General features: G+C 71.8%; 12 protein-coding genes. 5 read left to right on the top strand and 7 right to left on the bottom strand.

What is annotated here, in order from left to right; all coding sequences use genetic code 11:
* Nucleotides 1-21: 21 nt before the first annotated feature.
* Both AC07FK_RS16660 and AC07FK_RS16665 read right to left on the bottom strand, forming a co-directional pair.
* Nucleotides 22-1,956, bottom strand: coding sequence for an MFS transporter (locus tag AC07FK_RS16660; RefSeq protein WP_479105607.1), 1,935 nt, complete (start codon nucleotides 1,954-1,956; stop codon nucleotides 22-24).
* A 159-nt stretch (nucleotides 1,957-2,115) separates the two neighbouring features.
* Nucleotides 2,116-4,965, bottom strand: coding sequence for a serine hydrolase (locus tag AC07FK_RS16665; protein WP_479105608.1), 2,850 nt, complete (start codon nucleotides 4,963-4,965; stop codon nucleotides 2,116-2,118).
* Between the two features lie 207 nt (nucleotides 4,966-5,172).
* Here AC07FK_RS16665 and AC07FK_RS16670 point away from each other — a divergent pair, with 207 nt between their 5' ends.
* From AC07FK_RS16670 to AC07FK_RS16680, 3 genes are all read left to right on the top strand, one after another.
* The gene (locus AC07FK_RS16670) at nucleotides 5,173-5,916 is read left to right on the top strand and encodes a GOLPH3/VPS74 family protein (protein WP_138902902.1); all 744 of its coding nucleotides are present in this window, start codon (nucleotides 5,173-5,175) and stop codon (nucleotides 5,914-5,916) included.
* A gap of 272 nt (nucleotides 5,917-6,188) precedes the next feature.
* Nucleotides 6,189-7,046 (top strand): helix-turn-helix domain-containing protein, encoded by an 858-nt coding sequence (locus AC07FK_RS16675; protein ID WP_453405083.1) that lies wholly within the window; start codon nucleotides 6,189-6,191, stop codon nucleotides 7,044-7,046.
* 186 nt (nucleotides 7,047-7,232) lie between these two features.
* Entirely contained in the window at nucleotides 7,233-7,442 is a 210-nt protein-coding gene (locus AC07FK_RS16680; protein WP_479105609.1) for a DUF397 domain-containing protein, read from the top strand.
* A gap of 117 nt (nucleotides 7,443-7,559) precedes the next feature.
* On the opposite strand, the gene AC07FK_RS16685 is transcribed toward AC07FK_RS16680, so the two are convergent.
* On the bottom strand, nucleotides 7,560-8,417 hold the full coding sequence (locus AC07FK_RS16685) for a hypothetical protein (protein WP_479105610.1): 858 nt from the start codon (nucleotides 8,415-8,417) through the stop codon (nucleotides 7,560-7,562).
* 90 nt (nucleotides 8,418-8,507) lie between these two features.
* Between AC07FK_RS16685 and AC07FK_RS16690 the strand changes: the two genes are divergently transcribed.
* Nucleotides 8,508-9,290, top strand: coding sequence for an SDR family oxidoreductase (locus tag AC07FK_RS16690; protein WP_479105611.1), 783 nt, complete (start codon nucleotides 8,508-8,510; stop codon nucleotides 9,288-9,290).
* 398 nt (nucleotides 9,291-9,688) lie between these two features.
* Nucleotides 9,689-11,248, top strand: a complete 1,560-nt coding sequence (locus tag AC07FK_RS16695) for a sodium:solute symporter family protein (protein ID WP_479105612.1) — start codon at nucleotides 9,689-9,691, stop codon at nucleotides 11,246-11,248.
* Nucleotides 11,249-11,490: 242 nt separating this feature from the next.
* On the opposite strand, the gene AC07FK_RS16700 is transcribed toward AC07FK_RS16695, so the two are convergent.
* The 4 genes from AC07FK_RS16700 to AC07FK_RS16715 all read right to left on the bottom strand — a co-directional run bounded on the left by AC07FK_RS16700 (nucleotide 11,491) and on the right by AC07FK_RS16715 (nucleotide 17,633).
* The gene (locus AC07FK_RS16700; RefSeq protein WP_479105613.1) at nucleotides 11,491-12,606 is read right to left on the bottom strand and encodes an ADP-ribosylglycohydrolase family protein; all 1,116 of its coding nucleotides are present in this window, start codon (nucleotides 12,604-12,606) and stop codon (nucleotides 11,491-11,493) included.
* A 184-nt stretch (nucleotides 12,607-12,790) separates the two neighbouring features.
* Entirely contained in the window at nucleotides 12,791-14,215 is a 1,425-nt protein-coding gene (locus tag AC07FK_RS16705; RefSeq protein WP_479105614.1) for a flotillin family protein, read from the bottom strand.
* A gap of 192 nt (nucleotides 14,216-14,407) precedes the next feature.
* On the bottom strand, nucleotides 14,408-14,917 hold the full coding sequence (locus AC07FK_RS16710; protein WP_479105615.1) for a hypothetical protein: 510 nt from the start codon (nucleotides 14,915-14,917) through the stop codon (nucleotides 14,408-14,410).
* A gap of 115 nt (nucleotides 14,918-15,032) precedes the next feature.
* Entirely contained in the window at nucleotides 15,033-17,633 is a 2,601-nt protein-coding gene (locus AC07FK_RS16715) for a bifunctional FO biosynthesis protein CofGH (RefSeq protein ID WP_479105616.1), read from the bottom strand.
* Between the last annotated feature and the right edge of the window lie 443 nt (nucleotides 17,634-18,076).

Genomic DNA, 18,076 nt, shown 5'->3' on the forward strand with positions numbered 1-18,076 from the left:
CCCGGAGAGGCCCCGTGGTCCTCAGCGCAGCTCCTCGGGGCAGGCCGTCCCCCGGGTCAGGCCGTAGGGCGCGGCCAGCCGGTACACGCCGGCCCGCGGCGCGAGCAGTTGCGTCCACTCGTCGCCGGCCGCGTCCTCGTCCGCCTTCATCAGGCAGCCGTTCGGGTTGGTGAACTCGCGGGGCTCCTGTCCCCGCAGCTTCGACTCCGGCGTCTCCTCGGGCGGTTCGACCCGCTCGCCCTCGGCGTCCACCAGGCCCAGCCACGGCGAGTACGGGATCCGGATCAGGACCCGGCCCGCGCTCTTCACCCGGATCGTCATCTCACCCGCTCCCGCGCGGTCCACCGTCGCGGGCGGGTCGGCCAGCGGCGTCGGGTCGTCGACCCGGAAGAGCTGCCAGTTGTCGTCGCCCCACACCGGTTCGAGGTATGGCTGGCCGGCGCGCACGAGCTCGTACTCCTGCGTGGCGCCCGAACGGTCCGGGTCGCCCTTGGGCAGCACGACGTAGTGCACGGCCCAGCGGTCCAGCCACTCGCGGTACGTGTCGGGGTGGAGCGTGTCGTCGTAGAAGAGCGGGTTGCGCTCCATGTCGGCCTGCCGGTTCCAGCCGCGCGCGAGATTGACGTACGGAGCGAGCGCCGACGCCTCCCGGTGGCTGCTGGCCGGCACCACCTCGACCCGGCCCTTCTCGGCGCCGACCTCCTGCAACTGGTTGACCAGCGGGGCCAGCTCACGTGCCCAGGACGCGGTCGGCGCGGTGCGGATGATGTCGTCGACGCTCTTGTAGCCGATCCAGACGTGGAAACCGGCGAGGGCGACCACGAGGGCGTACCACTTGACCGTGCGCGGCGCCGCGTACGGCAGCGCGGCCAGCAGCACGACACCGGCGAACACCATCGCGAGACGCGACACGTTGCTGCCGATCTGGGAGTCGATCAGCCAGGTCAGCAGCACCCCGACGGCGTAGACGGCGGCTCCCGTCCGGACCGTCTTCCAGTCCTCCGGTACGAGCACGGCCACCAGGACGCCGAACAGGAACGGCAGTGAGGCCGTCCCGACCGACATGGGCTGCGTACCGGAGAACGGGAACAGCCACGACGACAGCGCGACGACGAGGACCGGGGCGAGGCCGAGCGCGTAGGCCCCCGGGCGGCGCTTGTTGAGGAAAAGCGCGGCGGCCACGACGCCGAGGAACAGGCCCGCGACCGGGCTGCTCGCGGTGGCGAGTCCCGCCAGCGGCGCGGCGACGGCCGCCTTGGCCCACCGATTGGCGGCCCAGCGGCGCGGCCAGCAGAACACGGCCGCGACCGCGCCGAGCGCGAACATCATGCCCAGGCCGAAGGTGACGCGACCCGACAGCGCGTTGCAGAAGAAGGCGAAGACACCCGCGAGCGCGCACCACAGGGGGGTGCGGACCGCTCTGACGCGGACCAGGATCAGGGCGGTCAGGGCTGCCGACACCGTGCCCACGATCATCATCGTCGTACGGACGCCGAGGACGGACATCAGGTACGGCGAGACCACGCTGTACGACACCGGGTGCATGCCGCCGTACCAGGCGAGGTTGTACGCGGAGTCGGGGTGGCGGCCGACGAACTCGGCCCAGGCGTCCTGCGCGGCGAGGTCGCCGCCGCTGTTCGCGAAACAGAAGAACCACACGACGTGGAGCACCGCGGCGACGGCGGTCGCGACGGTGACGGGGTGCCGCAGGACCCGGCCCGGCCGGTCGCCGTCCGAACCGGCCGGACCGCTGCCGTCGGCCGCGCGACGGGCGGACACGGGCGGACCCTGCCCGGCCCGCCGCGGATGCGGGTCGGCGCTCGGTTCGGCGGGACCCGGCTCGGGGCTCCGCCCGGTGCCCGGCCGTATGCCGCCGTCCCGTATCCCGGTGCCGCCCTTGCGGCCGGCGTCGTCCCCGTCCCCGCCCTCGGCGCACCTGGGCTCAGCGGTGGTCATTACGGCTCTCCCCGTCTCCCCCGGGTACCGGCACCCCCCGACACGCACAAGGACGCCGTCCCGCGTCCCGTAGTTGCCCGGACGCCGACACGCGGTGTTCGCGCGCTGCCGCCGGTTCCGTGCCCGGCGGCAGCCTTTCCTCACCGGCCCGGCGCGGGCTCAGCCGAGGCGGCTGAGCTTGTCGCCGAAGTCCGGCTCGACCAGGTCCTTCTGCAGCGCCACCGGCGCCTTGACCTGACCGGGGCCCGAACCGACCGTCACCTGACCGACCACGTCACCCGCCTTCGCGGCGTGCGGCAGCGGCTTCCCGGCGTCGGAGATGGCCAGCTCCACCTTGAGGCCGGGCCAGCCGACGGCCTTCAGGTCCTTCGTCGCGACGACCGGCGTCTGCCCGCCGAGGCCGTCGTCGACGTAACCGACGACGTCGCCCTTCTTCACGACGGTCGCGGACGTGACGTCCCGCTGGGCGGCCTGGATCAGCTTGAGGCTCCTGCTGATCGCCTGCTGCAGCTTGCCGTCGAGCGTGGTGGCGTCCTCCTGGCCCATCACCGCACCGACGATCCGGCGCTCCTTGCCGTCGATGACGGTGTTCGCCGACCACAGCAGGTTGCCGCCGGCGGGGGTGGAGGAACCGGTCTTGATGCCGCTGACTCCCGGCTGCAGCAGGATGTTGTTGTTGTTGTAGATCTTGCCCTCGATGCCGGGCACCTCGACCTCGGGCAGGTTCACGATCTCGCGGAACACGTCGTTCGTCATGACCGCCTTGGCCAGCTTGAGCTGGTCGGTCGCGGTGCTCACCGTGGTGGCCTCCAGGCCACTGGGGTCGGTGTACGTCGTGTTCTTCATTCCGAGGTCCTCGGCGGCGTCATTCATCTTCCGCGTGAACTCCTCCTCGGACTTGGAATCCCAGCGGGCCAGCAGCCGCGCCGCGTTGTTGCCCGACGGGACCATCAGCAACTGGAGCATCTGCCGCTCGGTGAACCGCTGCCCCTCGGTGATCCGGGCGGTCGACTCGTCCGTGAGCTTGGACTCCTTCTCGGCCTGCGCGTCGACCTCGATCTTCGGACCGGTCTCGGCGCCCTTGAGCGGGTGCTCCTTGAGGATCACGTAAGCGGTCATGACCTTGGCGACGCTGGCGATCGGCGCGGGCTTCTGCTCCCCGTGCGTGCCGATGGTGCCGACGCCCGGCACCTCGACGGCCGACTGGCCGTCCTCGGGCCACGGCATGCTGAGCGCGTCACCGTCGAAGGTGTACGCCGGCTTCGCCGTCAGCGCGAGCGTCGGCGCGGGAAGCGGCCGCATGTACTGCACGACCGCAAAGACGATCACCACGAGCACGACCAGCGGAGCCCAGATCTTGACGCGCCGCACGGCGGTCCTGACCGGGGTCTCCGGCGGCGGCGGGGTGTTCGTCAGCTCGGCCAGCAGGTCGAGCGGCGGCTTGGGCGGCAGCGGCTGCTGCCGTGTGCGCTCCGCCTCCGGCACGGGCGCGGGGGTCTCCGCCGCAGGGGGTGCGGCGGCGGACGCGGCGGCGGCCGGCGCGGCAGGGGTGCTGCGCGGGCGCCCGGCCGACGGCCTGATCTCGTCCCGCTTCAGCGGGACGAACTGGCTGGTGCGCTCGGCGGCGGACTCGGGCTCGGGCTTGGGCTTGCCGACCGCCTTGAGGGCGGTGGTCGGCTGGTCAACGGCCTGGCGCGGACGCACGGCCTTGAACACGGCGGTGGCCTGGTCGACCCCGCCGCGCGCGGCGTCCGAACCGTCACGCGGTTCGGCACCGCCGGACGGCTGGTCGTCGCCGTCCTTCGCGCCACCGGCACGGGGCGCGTCCGGGCCCCGGCCTTCGCCCCGGTCACCGTCCTCGGCGACGGCCCCGCCGCCGTCCTCGTCGAGGGCCTCGTCGGGGGCCTCGTCCTTGCCGGAACGGTCCTCCACGGCCCCGGCGCGCGGCGGCTCCGTCGCGTTCGCATCCGCACCGGAAGCGTCGGCGTCGGTGGCGCCGGATTCGTCCGCGCCCTCACCCGCCGCGTCGCCGCCGGCCGCCTCGCCCGCAGCGGAAGCGTCATGCCCTTCGGCCGCCGTACGGCCACCACCCGGGCCCGCGGCCGAGGCGGCAGCAGCACCGCCGGCCGCCTTGTCCGTACCGGACGCGGCGGCCTTGTCGGCGGCCGTACGGCCGCCGTCCCGGACCGTGGCCGACGCATCGGCGTCGGTACCGGTCTCCGGTTCGGCGTCGTCGTCGCGCGTCGAAGAACCGCCGGACTTCACACCCGTACCGGACAGATCCACCGCGTGCTCGCTCCAGCCCGCCGCACCGGCCTGGTCCACCGGCGGCTCGGCGGCGTCAGCGGACGCGGAAGCAGCAGGCGCGGAAGGCTTCGCACTCGCACCCGCACCCGCAGCACCAGCCGCAGCCGCATCCGCCGGCTCGGGCGCGCCGTCCGTCGTGATCGTGGGCGCGTCGCCGGGAGTCTCCCGAGGGGCGGGCGTGTCGGCCTCGGCCCTCTCCCCCGCCCCGGCGGCCGTCCGCGCGTCGCGAGGGCGGTCGCCAGGAGCCTCAGCGGCCCTCTCGGGACCCTCGGCGGCCTCGGGGTCCTCCGGAGCCTCCGGCGCGTCCGCGGTGGCCACCCACGCCGCCACCGCCTTCCGCAGGCGCGCGTCGCCCTCGGGCGCCTCCGGGGACGCGCTCTCCGCGGCCTCCCGGGCCTCCGGGACCGGCGCGGACTCCTCGCGCGGCAGCTTGAAGACCGCCGTCGCCCGGTCACGGGGTGCCGCCGTCGCCCGGTCGGCCTCCGCGGCCGAGGCCGGCTCCGCGCTGTGCGGGTCCGACCCGGACTCCTCGCGCGGCAGCTTGAAGACCGCCGTCGGCTGATCCACGCGGCCGCCGCCGCGTTCCGGTTCGGCCCGGCCGGCCGACTCACGGTAAACGGCCAGTCGCGGATCGCGTTCGCCCGGGGCCGTCTCCCCCGACGACTTCCGCTGCTCCGACTTGTCGGGGGACTCGCCCGCCACCGATGCCTCCTTCATACGCGCTCGCGCATACGCCCGCTGTCCGCGGTCCGATGTCCGAACCATGTACCAGTGTCCTGTCTGAGACCCCGGCCTCCTCGCTAGACGAGAACGACATACCTGCCGGTTCCCGCACGAAGCACCCAGGCGCTCTCGACAGATGAATGTGAGAGGGGTCACCCTGTCATTCATCCACGCGGGGAGGCATGGATGGGCAGGAGCCGCAGAACACTTCCGGAGGAGCTTCTGCTGCTCGCTCTGGACCCGACAACGGGTACCACAGCGCAGCCGCAGTCGCTCGACCTCGGCCTGGCCGGGGCACAGCTAGTAGAGCTGGCTCTGGCAGGACGGATAGCCCCAGACGGGGATCGTATCGCCGTGGTGATGGCACGGCCGACAGGAGATCCGACTTTGGACTCCGCACTGGAACTGCTGCGCAGGCGCGGCAGCCCGGTCCGGGCGGTCCACTGGATCGGCGGGCCCCGGCTGGGGCTCCGCCAGACGTATCTCTCGCATCTGGAGCGGTGCGGCATGGTGCATGCCGTGGCGGGCCAGATGTGCGGGGTGCTGCCGACGACTCGCTACCAGGCGACGGAATCGGTGATCTGCCGGGAGATCAGGTCCCGGCTCGACAGTGCGATCCGCACCGGCGTACCGCCGGACCCGCGGACCGCGGCGCTCGCCGCGCTCGCTCACGCAGTGGGGCTCGGCAAGCACCTGTACCCCGGCAACGAGGGGCGCTCATCACGCTCCCGCCTAAGGGACCTCATCAGGCACGACCCGATGGGCGGCCTCGTGGCACACGCCGTGATGGACGTCCAGAACGGTGTGGCCGCACAGCCGCGCCGCGCGCCCGCAGGAGGCGGCCGACCGCAGTCGGCCGTGCCGATGCAGTCGCAACCGCAGCAAACGCAGTCCCGCCGGGACGGCATGGCGCGCCTCGCGGCGCACTGAGCCGGGCCGCAGCACCGAGAGCAGCACCCGTACGACCGCCGCCGCACCGACGTCCCCACGACCCGGTTCGGGAGCCGCACCGCGACGCGCGGGGTGGTGGACGGCCGGCCAGACCAGCCTGGACCGGACCGGACCGCCACCCCGCGCGCTCGCGTCGGCACCCTGTGTGGGCATTTCCCAGCGCGGACATGACCATTGGTGGCAGTCTGCTGAGAAGTAGAGCGTGCTAGCAGCACATACGCACAACGCACTCAGCCGGAGGTGCAGTTCCCGTGGCGTCGAACGTCAACCCCACCGTCAGGCGACGCCGATTGGGCCAGGAGCTCCGCCGGCTGCGCGAGCTCAAGGGCATGACGGCCGAGGAGGTGGCGGAGCGCCTCCTGGTCTCCCAGTCGAAGATCAGCCGCCTGGAGAACGGCCGCCGCTCCATCAGCCAGCGCGACGTACGCGACCTGTGCGGCGTGTACGACGTCGATGATCACCGCATCGTCGACTCGCTGATGCAGATGGCCAAGGACTCCCGCCAGCAGGGCTGGTGGCACGCCTTCGGCGACATCCCGTACAGCGTCTACATCGGCCTGGAGACGGACGCCGCCTCCCTGCGTGTGTACGACCCGCAGATCGTTCCCGGGCTGCTCCAGACCCCGCGGTACGCCGAGGCGCTCATCACCGGGGCGCTGCCCGAGACGGCCGCGGGCGACGTGGAGAAACGGGTCAACGTCAGACTGCGGCGGCAGGAACGCATCCTCACGGCCGACCAGCCGCTGCGCCTGTGGGCCGTCATCGACGAGGCGGCGCTGCGCCGCGTGGTCGGCGACAGACAGCTCATGCGGGAGCAGCTGGAGCATCTGGTGGAACAGTCCCAGCTGCCCCACGTGACGGTCCAGATACTGCCGTTCGACATGGGCGCGCACCCCGGCATCAGCGGCCACTACGCGATCCTGGAGTTTCCGGACGCTGCCGACTCCAGCGTGGTCTACATCGAGGGCGTCACGAGCGACCTCTACCTGGAGAAGGCGAACGACGTACAGAAGTACAGCGTGATGTACGAACACCTGCGCGCCCAGGCGCTGAACGTCGAGGCCTCGCGGCATTTCATCGCCAATATCGCGAAGGAATACGCCCGCTGAACCAGTGCCTCCGCCGCAGGAACCGGAACGGTACACCGTGGTCGCGCCGCAGCGGAAGCCCCTCATGGAATATGCCATCCGGTCGGGTGAACGGCCGCCTCACGCGCATCAGTTCGCGAGTAGCGTCGCTCAGGCCAGCGAGAACGTTGGCGTCTCACTCTCCCGACCAGCAAATTCGGAGTGAACATGGCAATCCATCAGGGCGCTACGGACACCTGGACGAAGTCCTCGTACTCCGGGGGTAACGGCGCATGTGTAGAGGTCAAGTCCCCGGTCGTGCACGCTGTCGCCGTGCGGGACTCGAAGGCGCCCGAGGGCCCTTCGATCATCTTCGCCCCCGGCTCCTGGAGCGCGTTCGTGGGCGGGGTCGGCCAGGGGACGTTCGACCTCGGCTGACTGTCACGCCGGGCACGGGCGCACGCACGACAGCGGTGCGCCACCGCAGGAGCCCTCTCGACCGGTCCGCCGTCCTGGCCGAGGGGGCTCTGGCGTTCCCCCCCGCCGTTCCGTGCCTCAGCGCAGTTCGTCGACGTACCGGTCCGTCCCCGGGACCGTCGGGACGAAAGGCGCCACCAGTTCCACCCGGCCCAGCTCGGACGCCGCCACCTCCTCGCCCAGCCCGCCGAAGCGCTCCTCCCACGCCTCGCGCGGGTCGGCCTCCAGGAACCAGAGCAACGTCAGTCGGGTGTCGACGCCCTCGACCTGCTTCACGTAGCTCATCCGGTCGCCCGGCAGCGGCGTCGGCCGGAAGACCGTGACCATGGCGGCCGGTGAGTCCGGTCCCGCCGCCCCACCGGCGAGCCACTGCGGCAGGTGGGTCACCCGCAGCCACTCCAGCAGTTCCGCCCGCTGCTCGGGTCCCTCGGCGTCGACCACCTCCAGCACCAGGCCCCGGTACGGGTGGTCGAGCGCGTGGAAGTCGCGCGGTCCGGCGTCCCCGTCGCGGTAGACCGTCGCCTCGTGGTCCTGGAAGGCCGTGAAGACGTGCGTACGGGCCTGGTGGACGCGCCCGTCGCGGTTGAGGCGCTTGTTGATCCCGACCGTCCACTTCATGTGCTCGTCGTAGCGCCCCTCCGTGACCCAGTACGTCGAGAGGTAGCAGCCGGCGGTGACCGGCTGCGCGACGGCGGACTTCTCCGGGTAGCGCAGGAGCTGGAGGTCGCGCGGGGCGACCCAGCGGCGCCCGGCGTACATCCAGGGCATGGCCATCGCGCCCGCGATGAAGTGGTCGTCCTCGTACCAGCGGTTGTACGCGTACTCGTGGCCCGGATGCGGCTCGACCATGGTGATCAGGGCGTGGCCCGGCCGGACGCCGTAGGGCCCCACGGCCGCCAGTTCCGCGTAAGCCTCGCTGCGCGTGTCCTCACCCATGGCCGCCGATCCCTTCCCTCCGCCGCCGGTCGCACCTACTCTGACGCATCGTCAGATAAATGGCCAGACCTGGAACCGGAGGGCGACCGGATGCTGCTGCAGGGGAAGACCGTCGTCGTGTCGGGCGTGGGCGCCGGGCTCGGGTACCGGATCGCGGCGGCCGTCGTGCGGGACGGCGGCAACGCGGTGCTCGGCGCCCGCACCGAGGCGAACCTCGCCAAGTACGCCGCCGAAATCGACCCGCAGGGCCGCCGCACGGCCCGGCTGGCCACCGACATCACACGGGAGGACCAGTGCGAGGCGCTGGCCTCGCTCGCCGTGGAGCGGTTCGGGCGAATCGACGCCGTCGTCCACGTTGCCGCCCGGGACAACTGCTTCGGCGGCGTCGAGGACGCCGACTTCGCCACCTGGCAGAGCGTGCTCGACGTGAACCTGCTCGGCACGCTGCGCATGACCCGGGCCTGCCTGCCGTCGCTGAAGGAGCACGGCGGCTCGGTCGTGATCATCGGCACGCAGTCGGCCGTCGCCGCGCCCTCCCAGGTGGAGCAGGCGGCGTACGCGGCCTCCAAGGGCGCGCTCACCTCGGCGATGTACTCGATGGCGCGCGAACTCGGTCCGCACCGGATCAGGGTCAACACCGTGCTGCCCGGGTGGATGTGGGGTCCGCCGGTCCAGGCGTACGTGCGGTTCACCGCACACACCGAGGGCGCGCCGGAGCCCGAGGTGCTGGGCCGGCTCACCGAGCGCATGGCGCTGCCCGAGCTGGCGACGGACGGCGATGTGGCGGAGGCCGTGGCGTTCCTCGCCTCCGACCGGGCCCGCGCGATCACCGGCCAGTCGCTGCTGGTCAACGCGGGCGAGCTGATGCGGTAGCCGCCGCCCTGCTTCCCCCCTCTTCCGACCGCACGGGACCCGCATCCCGTGCGGTCGTTTCCTTGTGTACCGCCGTGGTGAGCCGACGCCTGGCGTACGGCCCGCCGCCGGCGCACGGTCACTGCCTCGGACAGCGCTGACGAAGCGCCCGCTCATGGTGTGGCTGTCGTCACGTTCACGACAACGACCGGACGGGTCAAGAAAAGGCAAAGACGTTCTGCTTCATGACCTGTGTTCATATCCATGACCCATATGGGCCTTGACCGGCCTACCGCGCAGGCGGTTCAATCCCCGAAGTCCCCGCTCCCGCACGGGGGCGCCGCCAACCGGACGTACTGACGAAGCGCGATCGGGTTCATTCAGATGAACGCAGCACAAGGCGGACCCCTGGAGGGGGCATGAACAGTCTCGACTGGGCCGTGCTCATCGGCTACTTCGGAATCATGGTCGCGATCGGCGTCTGGTCCCACAAGCGCGTGGACAACGTCAGCGACTTCTTCACGGCCGGCGGGAAGATGCCGTGGTGGCTCTCCGGCATCTCCCACCACATGTCCGGTTACAGCGCCGTCATGTTCACGGGATACGCGGGCATCGCGTACACGTACGGCGTCACGTCCTTCGTGACGTGGTCCTTCCCCATCGCGATCGGCATCGCCATCGGATCGAGCCTGTTCGCCCCGCGGTTGAACCGGCTCCGCTCGCGGCTGCATGTCGCCTCGCCGCTGGAGTACCTCAAGAACCGCTACAACCTGCCGACGCAGCAGGCCCTCGCGTGGTCCGGTGTCCTGCTGAAGATCGTGGACGTGGCGGCGAAGTGGGCGGCGATCGCCACGCTGCTGACCGTGTTCACCGGCATCTCGCTGAACCAGGGCATCCTCATCACCGGCGTCATCACCGGCATCTACTGCACGGTCGGCGGCCTGTGGGCGGACGCGCTCACGGAGCTCGGGCAGTTCGTCATCCAGCTCTTCGCCGGGCTGGCGATGCTGATCGCGGTGATGGGCGAACTCGGCGGGTTCAGCTCGCTGTGGACGGTCTGGGACAAGCTCCCGGAGACCCACAACGACCCGCTGGCCGGTGACTTCACCATGATGTTCCTGCTGGCCTACCTGTTCATCAAGACGTTCGAGTACTCCGGCGGCATGTGGAACCAGGCCCAGCGCTACATGGCCACGGCGAGCGCCCGCGAGGCCACGCGTTCGGCGCGGCTGTCGGCGGTGCTGTGGCTGGTGTGGCCGCTGGTGCTCTTCTTCCCGATGTGGTGCGCGCCGCTGCTGGTCGACGCGCAGAAGCCGGACGCGTCCGACTCGTATGCCCTCATGACCGAACAGCTGCTGCCGCACGGGCTGCTGGGGCTGGTCATCGTGGGTTTCTTCTCGCACACCATGGCCATGTGCTCCTCGGACGCCAACGCCATCGCCGCCGTCTTCACCCGCGACATCGCGCCCGCGCTCTCGGCGAAGGCGCGTGGCTGGTCGCAGCGGGCGGGCCTGGTGGCGGCGCGGCTGTCGACCGTGGCGTTCCTGGCGCTGTCGATGGCGATCGCGACGCAGGTCAACTCCCCGGCGTTCAAGGACATCATCACGATCGTCATCAAGTGGGTGGCGGGCCTGATGGGTCCGATCGCGATCCCGTTCATGCTCGGGCTGCTGCCCCGGTTCCGTAAGTCCGGGCCGACGGCCGCGCTCGTCTCGTGGGCGTGCGGGCTGCTCGCGTTCTGGGTGGTGAACTACGGGATGGACGGCGTGGCGACGCAGTACCAGGTCTCGGTGCCGCTGGCCGTCTCGCTGGTGCTGTTCGTCGTGATCGGTTACGTCAAGCCGGAGGACACTCCGGAGCGCGACGCGGTCCTGGCGCGCATCAACACGGACGGCGACGACGACTCGTCGTCCGCGACGGCGATCGGAGCGCCCGCCGCCGCCGGGGACACGGCGGTGCGCGAACGGGCGGCGGACTGAACGCGGGGGTGGGGGCCGGGCGGGGGCGGGGGCAATCGGGACCGTCGCGCGTTCGGGACCGTCGCGCGTTCGGGACCGTCGGGTGCTCGGGACCGTCGGGCGCTCGGGACCGTCGGGCGCTCGGCAGACCGTCGGGGCTCGCCCGGTTCGCCCGGTCGCCGGTTCGCCCGGTCGCCGGTTCGCCCGGTCGCCGGTCGTCCGGTTCGCCCGGTCTCCCGGCCGCCTCGTCGCCGGTCGTCCCGTCAGGCTCGTGGGTAGCGGGCCAGCCAGCCGGGGGCGTTGATCGCGGGGCCGTGCAGGGCGGGCCCCTGGGTCATCTCCATCGCGAAGTCGTCGGCGAGTTCGAGGAGCGTCGCGCGCCCTTCGAGCTCCGCCACCCAGCCCGGCGGCAGCGCGGTCTCACCGTGCAGGGCGCCGAGCAGACTCCCGCAGAGCGCTCCGGTGGCCTCGGAGGCCCCGCCGTGGTTGACGGCGAGGCGCAGGCCGTGGCGGATGTCCTCGCCGACGAGTGCGCAGTACACGGCCACGGCGAGTACGGCCTCGGCGGTACGCCCGTCGCCGAGCGACTCGACACGGGCCGGCGACGGCATCCCCTGCCGTACGGCGCCGAGCGCCTGCTTGAGGGCGTCGGTCACGGGCTGGTGGCCGGGACGGGCGGCGAGCTGGGCGAGGGCACGCTGCACGGCGGCGTCCACCGTCTCGCCGCGCGCCAGGCCGTGCACGATCACGGCGAACGCCCCGGCCGAGAGGTACGCGGTGGGGTGGCCGTGGGTCTGGGCGGCGCATTCGACGGCGAGCTGGAAGACGAGCTGCGGCTCCCAGCCGACCAGGAGCCCGAAGGGCGCGGAGCGGGTGACGGCGCCGGAGTCGCGGGCGGTGGGGTTCCTGGGCCGGTCGAGGGTGCCCATGTTCTCGTCGGCGAACCCGGTCAGGCATTCGCGGGAGGGGGCGCGGCGCGCGTACAGCCACTCCTCGCGGGCGAGCCAGCCGTCGTCCTTGCGGCGCTCGTCGGGTCCCCAGTCGCGCTGGGTGACGGCCCACCGCAGGTGGGCGCGGTGCACGTCGGTGGGCGGGTGCCAGGCGCCGGTGTCACGGCGTACCTGGGCCCGTATGAGGCCGTCGACCGTGAACAGGGTCAGCTGGGTGCCGGCGGTGACGGCGCCGCGTCTGCCGTACGCGGGCACGAGGTCGGTGACGGCGTCCACGCCGTGGGCGGCGAGTATCTCGTCGAGGCTCAGGGCGGCCACGCCGGCGCCGAGCGCGTCGCCGACCGCGCCGCCGAGCAGGCAGCCGCGCACCCGGCTGCGGAAGTCCTGCTGCTCGGCACGACCCCATACGGATGTGACTGGTGCGCTCACCGCTTCTGCCCTTCGCGAGTGCCGGGGTACGACGTCTGGCGCAGCACTGTAATCGAAGGGGAACGGGGTGTTCAGGGGACGGGTGTGCGAGCGGATGCCCGGATCGTACGCACCTTCGCACAGGCGTCCGCCCCGCCGCCGCAGTGGCGACGGGGCGGACCGGCTGGTGCCGAAGCGGTGCGGCTCAGTCCGTGATCTTGATCTGTCCGTTGGCGTCGGCCGGCTCCTGGGCCGGCTTTCCGCCGCGCTGGGTGATCCCCTTGAGCAGCTCGGCGAGGTCGACTCCGGTGGTGGAGCTGAGCATCTCCATGCCCTGGGCGACGTTGTCCGTGACCGTACGGGAGAGCTGGCTCGCGCCGTCCGTGGAGATCACGGTCAACTTGTCGATGGCGCTCATCGGCTCGGCCGCCTTGGCGACGACCTGCGGCAGCACCTCGACGAGCATCTGCAGGACGGCCGCGTCGCCGTACTGCGCGAACGCGTCGGCCTTCTTGCGCATGGCCTCGGCCTCGGCCGAGCCCTTCGCCGCGATGGCGGCCGCCTCCGACTCGCCCTCGATCCGCACGGCCTCGGCGAGCGCCGCGCGGTGCAGCTTCTCGCCCTCACCGGTCAGGCGGGCGCGCTCGGCGTCCGCCTCGGCCTCCTTGACCTGCGCCACACGGCGGGCCTCGGCCTCCTGCTCGGCCTGGTAGCGGGCGGCGTCGGCGGGCTTGCGGACCTTCGTGTCGAGCTCACGGTCGGTCAGCGCGGCCTGGCGCTCGGCGACCTTCTCCTGCTCGGCGAGCACTTCCTGCTGGCGCGCGGCGTCGGCGAGCGGGCCGGCGGCGTTGGCCTTGGCCGCCGCGGCTTCGGTCTCGACGCGGATCTCGGCCTGCTTGAGGTAGAAGGTCCGCTCGGCGATGGCGATCTCCTCGGCCGCCTTCAGCCGGGCCTGCTCGGAGGCGCGCTTGGCGATCGCCTCCGCGATGTCCGCCTCCTGGCGGGCGCGGGCGGCCTCGGGGCGGCCGAGGTCCTCCAGGTAGGAGCCCTCGGTGGTGATGTCCTGGATCTGGAAGGCGTCGAGGATCAGGCCCTGGCCGGACAGGCTCGCCTCGGCCTCCTCGGCGACCTGACCTGCGAAGGCGGCGCGGTCACGGATGATGTCCTCGACCGACATCCGGCCGACGATGGCGCGCAGCGCGCCGGACAGCACTTCCTGCGTGAAGCCGACGATGCCGTCCTGCTGCTGGAGGAAACGCTGGGCGGCGGCCCTGATGGCGTCCTCGCTGCCGCCGACCTTGACGATCGCCACGCCTTCGAGATTGGCCTTCACACCGCGCAGGGTGACGGCGCCCCGGACGGAGATCGGGATGTGCCGGCTGGAGAGGTCGAGAGTGAACTTCTGCTGCACGAACGGCACGACGAAGACGCCACCGCCGACCACGACCTTCTGGCCGCTGTTGTCGGTGGAGGTCTGGCCGGTCACCGGGTCGACGGACGTCTTCCCTCGGCGGCCGGTGATGATGAATGCCTCGCTGGGGCCGGCGACCTTGTAGCGCGTGATGACCACGAGGGCCAACAGGACGAGGAGTACGACGACTCCCACGACAGCGATGACGACTGGACTCATGATGCGTTCCCCCCTGCCTTCCCAGGGGACGGCAGCAGTTGGAGTGGTACGGGTGATGAAGCGAAGGAGTACGTGACCGGCGTACGGCCGGCGCCGGGCTTCCGGCTTGCCGGAGCCGGCATTCGTGGCACCGGCTGTCCGACGTGCCGGGGTCCGAGGTGCAGGCGTGCGGGATACGGCGTTCGGCGCGCCTCAGTGTTCGACGGGACGCACCGCGACCGAGGTGCTCGACAGTGACGCCTCCACCCAGATCTCCGCGCCCCGCGCGACGGGCACCGGGCTCTTGGCGGCGAGCTTGACCGGCTGGCCCCCGAGCCGCAGCAGCACTTCGCCGTAACCGTCGGCGGGTATGGCCGTGACGACGGAGCCGGCGGTGCCGACGAGATCGGTGCCGCGCGGGGTCGCGTCGGTCTGGTCACGCATCAGCGCACGGCTGAACCGCCACGCGAACCAGCCCGCCGCGACCCCCGCCGCCACCCCGACTCCCGTCGCGGCGCCGGCTCCGAGTCCCGAGGTGCCGAGCACGATGGCGCCACCGAACCCGAACATCGACATGAACCCGGCAATGACGGGCAGTGAAAGCAGCCCGTCGAAAAGGCCGTCGAGGACTCCCCCGAAAAGCCCTTCCAGAATCCCGTCGAAAATCAATGAGAGGGCCAGCAACACGATCCCCGCAATGCCGAGACCGAGGAACACACTCATCCCGCTCGCCCTCCCCCGTATGCGCCGAACTCTTGAACCGAAGGGATCGTCTCATGCAGGACTGACAGAAAACATTGCCGGGCCCAGGCAATCTTTACGCGGCCTTGATGCCGCATCACTCCAATACCGGCAGCAGCTCCGGGAGGTGGCCGTCCGAGGCGGTGGCGGTCCGCTGCCGTTCGAGGGGGACGTCGTCGTAGAGCGTCGTCCGCGGTTTCGACGGGCGGCCGGCCGCGTCCGCGATCGCCACCAGGTCCTGGATCGAGCGGTACGAGCCGTAACCGGAGCCCGCCATACGGGAGATCGTCTCCTCCATCAGCGTTCCGCCGAGGTCGTTCGCGCCGGAGCGCAGCATCTCGGCCGCGCCCTCCGCGCCCAGCTTCACCCAGCTGGTCTGGATGTTGGTGATGTGCGGGTGGAGGAGCAGCCGGGCCATGGCGGTGACGGCGCGGTTGTCGCGGTCCGTCGGGCCGGGGCGGGCGATGCCGGCGAGGTAGACGGGGGCGTTGGTGTGGATGAAGGGGAGGGTGACGAACTCCGTGAAGCCCTGCTGCCCCGCCTCCCGTGCGTCCTGCTGCATGCGGGCCAGGGTGCGCAGGTGGCCGAGCCAGTGGCGGGGCTGGTCGACGTGGCCGTACATCATCGTCGACGAGGACCGGATGCCGAGTTCGTGCGCGGTCTTCACCACCTCGATCCAGGTCGCGGCCGGCAGCTTGCCCTTGGTGAGGACCCAGCGCACCTCGTCGTCGAGGATTTCCGCTGCGGTGCCGGGAATCGAGTCGAGCCCGGCCTCCTTGGCCGCCTGCAGCCACTCGCGGACCGACAGACCCGTGCGCGTGGCCCCGTTGACGATCTCCATGGGGGAGAAGGCGTGGACGTGCATGCCGGGGACGCGTTCCTTCACGGCCCGTGCGATGTCGAAGTACGCCGTGCCGGGCAGGTCCGGGTGGATGCCGCCCTGCATGCACACCTCGACCGCCCCCACGTCCCACGCCTGCTCGGCCCGGTCGGCGACCTGCGAGAGGGAGAGGGTGTAGGCGTCGGCGTCGGTACGGCGCTGGGCGAAGGCGCAGAAACGGCAGCCGGTGTAACAGACGTTGGTGAAGTTGATGTTGCGCGTGACGATGTACGTCACCTCGTCGCCGACCACGTCACGGCGCAGCTCGTCCGCGATACGGGTGAGCGCGTCCAGGGCCGGACCGTCGGCGTGGAGAAGGGCGAGCGCCTCGTCGTCGGTGAGCCCGGTGGGATCGTCGGCCGCCCGGTTCAGCGCCTGGCGCACGTCGGTGTCGATGCGCTGGGGCGCCATGCCGGGCACGGCGGCCTCGCGCAGGGCGTCCCAGTCCCCGTACACCTCGTCGAAGTCGTCACGGCGGTCGGTGGTGCGGCCGGTGGTGTCGATGGTGCGATGAAGGTCGGTGCGACCGGAGCCGGACGCCGGCCCCGCCGCGTTGAAGCCCTCGCCGGGTTCCTGCCACGGGATGCCAGTGGGCCGTACGCCCTCGCGCGCCAGCCCGGTCTCCGGGTCGGCGAGCGCGTGTACGTGCGGCACGAGCCGGGGGTCGAGCCAGGGCTCGCCGCGCCGGATGAACTCCGGGTAGATGGTGAGCCGTTCCCGCAACTCGAAGCCGGCGGCGGCGGTCCTGGCGGCGAGTTCGTCGATGTGCGGCCAGGGACGCTCGGGGTTGACGTGGTCCGGCGTGAGCGGCGAGACACCGCCCCAGTCGTCGATGCCGGCCCCGACGATCAGTGCGTACTCCTCGTCGACGAGGTTGGGCGGCGCCTGGATGCGGGCGCTCGGACCGAGGATGTGGCGGGCCACGGCGATCGCGGCGGCCAGTTCCTCCAGCTCGGCGTCCGGCATGGCGCGCATGGCGGTGTCCGGCTTGGCGCGGAAGTTCTGGACGATCACTTCCTGGATGCCGTGGTAGGCGCGGGCCGTCCTGCGGAGCTCGAACAGGGAGTGGGCCCGCTCTTCGTACGTCTCGCCGATGCCGATGAGCAGGCCGGTGGTGAAGGGGACGTTGGAGCGGCCGGCGTCCTCCAGGACCCGCAGGCGTACGGAGGGCTCCTTGTCGGGCGAACCGTGGTGCGGGCCGCCGGGCTCGGACCACAGGCGGGTGGCCGTCGTCTCCAGCATCATGCCCATGGAGGGGGCGACGGGCTTGAGCCGCTGAAGGTCGGTCCAGGACATGACACCGGGGTTGAGGTGGGGCAGCAGTCCCGTCTCCTCCAGTACCCGCACGGCCATGGCCCGTACGTACGCGAGGGTGTCGTCGTACCCCTCGGCCTCCAGCCACTCCCGCGCCTCGGGCCAGCGGTCCTCGGGCCGGTCGCCGAGCGTGAAGAGTGCCTCCTTGCAGCCCATCTCGGCACCGCGCCGCGCGATGTCCAGCACCTCGTCCGGGGAGAGGAACATGCCGTGGCCGGCGCGGCGGAGCTTCCCGGGAACGGTGACGAAGGTGCAGTAGTGGCACTTGTCGCGACACAGGCGCGTCAGCGGGATGAACACCTTGCGCGAGTACGTGATGACGCCGGCCCGCCCCACGGCCTCCAGCCCCGCGTCACGCACCCGCGCGGCGGAGGCGGCGAGGTCCCGCAGATCGTCACCCCGCACCTGAAGCAGCACAGCCGCTTCCCCCACATCGAGCGCAACCCCGTCCCGGGCGCGCCTGAGGGCGCGGCGGATGCTGGTGGGGGTCGGGGGGACGGGCATGGGGGGTGATGAGGGTGTGGCGGGGGTGGACGTCGGGGGTGTAGCGGGGGCGGTCCCGCGTGGGTTCGCGTCTCCTTGCGGTGCGCTCGCGCTCGTCGTCATGCGTCCGAGCATACGAGCGCACCGTGACCCGCCCCGTTCGCGCGGTACCTGACCGCGCCCGCACCCCCGCGGGGTCAACCCCGTACCGCACCGGTCCTGTCGGCCCACGCGCACGCGGCGGGGCGTGAGGGTGTTCGCTCGTGCGGCCTCAGTGTCGGTCACGGCGCTGATGACGCCGGTGCCGTGGGAGCCCTGGGAGGGAGCTTTGTTGGGCCTGGGGCGGTGATTGCTTCTGGTGTGGGGGCCGCCTTTCTGGAGGGTGGCGTCGGAGGCCCGTCCCCGGGGGAGCCCACGGGACGCCCCGCGCATGGACCGGATAAGGCCCGCAGGTCGACCCGGCC

The organism is Streptomyces sp. NPDC046122, from assembly GCF_056429965.1.